At 71.4% G+C, this 5,877-nt stretch carries 5 protein-coding genes; 4 read left to right on the forward strand and 1 reads right to left on the reverse strand.

Annotated features, from left to right (window positions below; genetic code table 11):
* Positions 1-1,025: 1,025 nt before the first annotated feature.
* Positions 1,026-2,009 carry a LacI family DNA-binding transcriptional regulator gene (locus ACQ0O7_RS37865; protein ID WP_430789968.1) on the reverse strand — a complete coding sequence of 328 codons (984 nt, stop codon included), beginning with the start codon at positions 2,007-2,009 and terminating at the stop codon, positions 1,026-1,028.
* 154 nt (positions 2,010-2,163) lie between these two features.
* Between ACQ0O7_RS37865 and ACQ0O7_RS37870 the strand changes: the two genes are divergently transcribed.
* From ACQ0O7_RS37870 to ACQ0O7_RS37885, 4 genes are all read left to right on the forward strand, one after another.
* On the forward strand, positions 2,164-3,582 hold the full coding sequence (locus ACQ0O7_RS37870) for a DUF2252 domain-containing protein (protein ID WP_430789898.1): 1,419 nt from the start codon (positions 2,164-2,166) through the stop codon (positions 3,580-3,582).
* A gap of 46 nt (positions 3,583-3,628) precedes the next feature.
* Positions 3,629-4,063 (forward strand): PPOX class F420-dependent oxidoreductase, encoded by a 435-nt coding sequence (locus tag ACQ0O7_RS37875; protein ID WP_430789900.1) that lies wholly within the window; start codon positions 3,629-3,631, stop codon positions 4,061-4,063.
* The gene (locus ACQ0O7_RS37880) at positions 4,060-4,974 is read left to right on the forward strand and encodes a pirin family protein (protein ID WP_430789902.1); all 915 of its coding nucleotides are present in this window, start codon (positions 4,060-4,062) and stop codon (positions 4,972-4,974) included. The genes ACQ0O7_RS37875 and ACQ0O7_RS37880 overlap by 4 nt, the downstream gene beginning before the upstream one ends.
* A gap of 376 nt (positions 4,975-5,350) precedes the next feature.
* The gene (locus ACQ0O7_RS37885) at positions 5,351-5,623 is read left to right on the forward strand and encodes a hypothetical protein (RefSeq protein WP_430789904.1); all 273 of its coding nucleotides are present in this window, start codon (positions 5,351-5,353) and stop codon (positions 5,621-5,623) included.
* Positions 5,624-5,877 lie beyond the last annotated feature (254 nt).

Consider the following 5,877-nt stretch of genomic DNA (forward strand, 5'->3'; position numbering starts at 1 on the left):
CCGCGGCGCCCGGGATTCCCGTCCCGGCCGTAACCGCGGCGCCCGGGATTCCCGTCCCGGCCGTAACCGCGGCGCCCGGGATTCCCGTCCCGGACTCGCCGAGGATTTCCGTTCTGATTCCGGGCGGGTTTCCGGCCTCGGCGTCGCCGAAGGCTCGCCTTTCGGCACCGTCCGGGTTTCTCGCTCCCACACCGGTCGGGTTTCCTGTTCCGGCGCCGCTCGGGCCGCACCCGGTGCGGCGCAGATGCGCCGCGGGCAGGGAACGCACCCCGGCCAGGGTCCCACGCGCATAGACGATCATGTGGGGTGTACCTCCGACAGGCGCGGCCGGGACGTGGCGGCGGCCACATTCCAGCGGGAACGAACCCAGTGTTATCGCTAACAAATCGCCTGTCAACGGGCCTTGGCAACAACGAGGTAACGGCCCATTAACGTCGGGACGGGAGGGTGTCCGCGGAGCGCTCCACCTACTACACGGACGACTTCCGGCCCGTTCCTCCCGGCACCCTGTTCACGCTCCACAACACCCCCGGACCGCCCACACGGCAAGTCCCCGCCGCACCACCGCACCTGTGGTCCCGCGCCGCACGACCGCTCCCGGCCTCGGGCCGCACCACCGCACCTGTGGTCCTGCGCCGCACGACCGCTCCCGGCCTCGGGCCGCACCACCTGTTTCCGGCCCCCGGGCCACACCAGCTGGTTCCGGCCGTAGATCCGCGCCCGTGACACGTCGCTGATGTGGCGGCGACATGCACGTGGCATCCTCGGCCGACGGGCTCAGCCGGGCCCGAGTTTGCTGCCCGATCTCCTCGCGTCCAGCCCTCAGCCTGACGAACTCCCGCTCCCGTTCCTCACCCACGCCCCCGCCCGCGGGGCACCCCGCGCAACGCCTGGCTCGGGCCCGCGCACGTTCCGCCCGCGAGCCACGGTCCGTCGCCCGCCCGGGAACGCGTTGCGGTCAAGCGCGCGCACTGCGGTCAGGCCCGTGCGCGCGCTGCGGTCAGGTGCGCGCGGGTGCGCTGCGGTCAGGTGCGCGCGGGTGCGCTCTCCCTGATGACGAGCTGGGGTGGTACCACGATCTGGCTGGCCGTACCGGCCTCGTCCCGCATCTGTCCGAGGAGCAGGCTCAACGCCGCTCGGGCCACGTCGCCGAAAGCCTGCCGGACGGTGGTCAACGGCGGGATGAAGTAGGCCGCCTCGGGAACGTCGTCGAAGCCGACCACCGCGACGTCGTGCGGCACCCGGCGCCCCCGCTCACTGAGCGCCCGCAGAATACCCAGCGCCAGGTGGTCGTTGGCCGTGAAGATGGCGGTGACCTCGGGCATCCGGGCCAGCATCTGGCCGGTGCGGTAGCCCTCGGCGGCCGACCAGTCCGCCGACAGCAACGGTGGCACCTCGGCGCCGGCCTCCTCGAGGGTCTGCCGCCAGCCCTGGATCCGGCCCGCCGAGTCGAACCAATCGGTCGGCCCGGAGACGTGCCACACCGTCTCGTGCCCGGTGTCCAGCAGATGCCGGGTGGCCGCCCGGGCGCCGGCCACCTGATCGACGGTGACCACCGGCCGCCCGCCGGCCGGGTCCCCGTCGATGAAGACCACCGGCAGGTCCTCCGGGATCTCGGCGAGCGCCTCCACCGCCGACGCGGTGTTCGCGATGACCACCAGGCCGGCCACTCGCTGGTCCAGATGCCGCTCGACCACCGCGCCCATCGAGGAGCGGTCCAGTTCGCGGACGCTGCCGACACTGACCGCGAACCCCGAGTCCGCGGCGGCCTGCTCGAACTCGCTCAGCATGGTCGCCGGCCCGTACAGCGTGCTGTTGCGGGCGACCACACCGATCAGCTGGGACCGGCCGGTGACCAGGGCACGAGCCGCCCGGTTCGGCCGGTAGCCCAGCTCGGCGATGGCGGCCCGGACCCGGATCCGGGTCTGTTCCTTGACATTGGGATGATCGTTGAGGACGCGCGAGACGGTCTGGTGCGAGACACCGGCGAGGCGGGCCACGTCGGTCATGGCCGGGCTGCGGCTGATCTTGTCCACTTGCGTACCTCGCCAGATCCGGTTCCAATGGAGCGTAACCGCTCGTGTTGCCAAAATGTTATCGATAACATCCGCTTTTCACGAGCCCCGCGCGAATGATGTCCCGCGACACGTACGCTCGGCAGCGATGGAACCACCGTTGATCAACGGCCCGAGTGTGCTCGGCAGCCTAGCGGACGAGGGCTTCACCTCGTTGCGCCGGGCCGCCGCGCCCCGCGCCCAACGCTACGAGATCGGCCGGTCGTTGCGCGACCGGTCACCCCGCTCGGACATGGCCCACTGGCGGGAGCCGGACCGCCGGCCCGACCCGGTCGCCCAGGTGGTCGCCTCGCACGAGGGCCGGCTCGACCGGCTCATCCCGGTCCGGGTCGGCCGGATGATCGTGTCCCCGTACACCTTCCTCCGCGGCACCGCCGGGCTGATGGCCGACGACTTCGCCTATCTGCCGAGCACCGGCATCACCCCGGTCATCTGCGGTGACGCCCACCTCGGCAACTTCGGCTTCTACGCCTCGCCGGAGCGGGAACTGGTGTTCGACCTCAACGACTTCGACGAGGCGCACCCGGGCCCCTGGGAGTGGGACCTGCGCCGGCTCGTCGTCAGCGTCCACGTCGCCGGCCGGGTCAACGGTTTCCGGGAGAGCTCCTGCTCCGACGCGGTCCAGCACTGTGTCGAGGAGTACCGCGAGCAGATCCTGCACCTGGCCGAGCAGCCTCTGCTGCGCCGCTCCTTCGACCAGCTCGACGTGGAGGCGATGCGCTCGGCCGCCAGCCGGGCCAGCTTCCGTGACGAGATCGAGCGAGCCGCCCGCCGGGCCCGGAGGCGCACCAGCGACCGGGCGCTGCCCCGCTTCACCGAACGTCACGACGGCACCGCACGGCTCGTCGAGGAACCCCCGCTGATCACCCGGCTGCCGGCCGGTGAGCGCGAACAGCTCGGTGAGTCGCTGGACGGTTACCTGAGCACGCTCAAACCGCACTGGGCCCGGATCCTCGGCGGGTACCGGATCGTCGACATCGCCCACAAGGTCGTCGGCGTGGGATCGGTCGGGCTCCGGGCGTACGTCGCGCTCTGTGAGGGAAGCAGCCCTGACGACGTGCTCTTCCTCCAGCTCAAGCAGGCCCGCCGCTCGGTCGTCGCGAAACATCAGCACGGCGCGCTCGCCTGGCACCGGCACCAGGGGCAGCGGGTGGTCGAGTACCAGCAGGCGTTGCAGACCGTCAGCGACCCATTGCTGGGCTGGACCACGGTCGGGGAGCATCAGTACTACGTGCGCCAGTTCCGCGACATGAAGGGCGCCATCATCGTCGAGGACATCAACGCCGGGGCCCTCGCCGACTACGCCGGCATCTGCGGTTTCCTGCTCGCCAAGTCGCACGCGCGGACCAGCGGCGCGTCCATGATCGCCGGTTACGTCGGAGGATCCGGCAAACTCGACGAGTCCCTCGCGCGCTTCGCCAGGACCTACGCCGACCAGGTCGAGAAGGACCACGCGGCACTGGTCGCGGCAGTCGCGCGTGGAGACCTGCCGGCCGAACCGGCATGACAGCCGCCGGCCAGGCCGGCATGACAGATCCATCGGAGGTACGGCCGTGAGCGGCACCATTCCCCTCGACTCCCCCGCGCTCGCCGAGTTCTGGACCGAACGCCACCTGTGCACGCTCACCACGTTGCGCGCGGACGGCTCACCGCACGTGGTCGCGGTCGGTGCCACCCTCGACGTGGCCGCCGGTGTCGCCCGGGTGATCGCGTCCGGCGGCTCGGTGAAGGTGCGGCACGTACGGCGCGGGGCTGCCCAGGGCACGGCCCGGGTAGCGATCTGCCAGGTCGACGGGGGCCGGTGGAGCACCATCGAGGGTCTCGCCGTGGTCCGCGACGACCCGTCGTCGGTGGCGGACGCGGAGAAGCGGTACGCCGCCCGGTACCGCCAGCCCCGGCCCAACCCGGAACGGGTGGTGATCGAGGTCCAGGTGACCCGGATCCTCGGCTCCGAGTCGCTGCGCCGCGAGTCGGACACGCCCCGATGAGCCTGCTCCTGCCCGGACACGACGTGCCTCTCGGGCGGTACACCACCGTCCGGCGTCTGCTCCCACACCGGGAACGCCGCATGATCGGAGCCTGGTGCTTCGTCGACCACTTCGGTCCCGACGATGTCAGCGGCCGTCCCGGCATGCAGGTCCCACCGCACCCGCACACCGGCCTGCAGACCGTCACCTGGCTGGTCGACGGCCTCATCGAACATCGCGACAGCCTCGGCAGTCACCAGTTCATCTCCCCCGGCCAGCTCAACCTGATGACCTCCGGGCACGGCATCGCCCACTCCGAGTACACGCCGCCCGACCATCCCGACGGCATGCACGGGCTGCAACTGTGGATCGCTCTGACCGAGGAGTCCCGGCACGGCCCCGCCCGTTTCGAACATCACGCCCAACTCCCCTCCCTGCACGACGGCCCGGTCACCGTCACCGTCGTCATCGGCCAACTCGGCGAGCACCGATCGCCGGCCGGAACCCACTCGCCCCTGGTCGGCGCGGAACTCCTCACCACCGGCCCGGCCACGCAGACTCTGCCGCTGCGGCCGTCGTTCGAGTACGGCGTCGTCGTCATGTCCGGCACGGCTCACGTCGCGGGTGAGACGGTCGAGCCCGGCTCGCTGCTCTACCTCGGCGACGGGCACACCGCTCTGGACGTCTCGTTCACCGGTCCGGCCCGGCTCTTCCTGCTCGGCGGCGAGCCCTTCGACGAACCGCTGGTGATGTGGTGGAACTTCGTCGGGCGTACCCACGAGGAGGTCGTCGAGGCGCGCACCCAGTGGATGGCCGGTCTCGGCGCGTCCCGGTTCGGATTCGTCACCGGCTGCGAGGCCGATCCGCTGCCCGCGCCGGAACTCCCCTCGGTTCGCCTGAAAGCCCGTGACCGTCACGGCAGGTCCTACTGAGCCGCACTGGCGCTGCCCTCCGTCCATCGCCGTATGCATGCCTCACCCTCCCCGCACCGTTCTTCCCTTGTCTGCGTTGTGGCGCCGTCCGCTCTCCGGGCGGCGCTTCACCTTTCGGCGGGCGGTTGCCATGATCACCCGATGACGCCCGCCCGCCTCCTCACGGCGCTGGCCGGCGTCCCTGGCCCGAACCCTCGCGCCGATCAACGGGCGCCCCCGGTGATCACCTGGGACGACGGCCCCTGTGGCCGGACCGCCGCCGCGCTGACCGCGGCCGGCTTCGATGTCACCGATCCCTTCTGGGGCGGCGCCCTCGTCGACACCCCCGATCCAGAGCTGTGTTTTCCAGCGGGTACTGCGCCCGGAGACCGCGGCCATGCTCTACCTGCACGGCACCGAGCCCGACACCCCTGACGGCGATGCCCGTCTGGCCGTTCGCGTCTTCGGCACGGACCTGCCGGGCGATGGCTACCGGCCCACCGGCCATGAGGACGAGCTGGCCGTCCACCTGCTGGTCGGCGAGATCGCCTCGGCCGCCGAGTGCGACTTCGGCGGCGACACGCTGTTCGCACAGGTGGGCGAGGCCCTCCGCCGGACCTTCGGTGGCCGGGCCGGCCTCCGCGACATCGCCCGCCGAGCCGTGATCTGACGCCGAGATCCTCAACACCATCGGGGCCACGGCTGGTCCGGCGGCTCGGCCCCATCTCACCCCGAGGGTCGAAGAAGGCGTGTGCCGCGTCTGGATGGCGACCGCTGCGATCCGCGGTCAGGCTGGTCCGCATCAGGTCCTGAGCGCGTCGTGGTGAATGAAGCTGTCGCGTCGTGAGTCATGCGTCCAGCTTGGCCGCCGGCCGCGTTCAACACAGTCGTGGGGGGGGGGGGGGGGGGGGGGGGGGGGGGGGG

Source organism: Actinoplanes sp. G11-F43 (assembly GCF_050589265.1).
GTDB lineage: Bacteria > Actinomycetota > Actinomycetes > Mycobacteriales > Micromonosporaceae > Actinoplanes.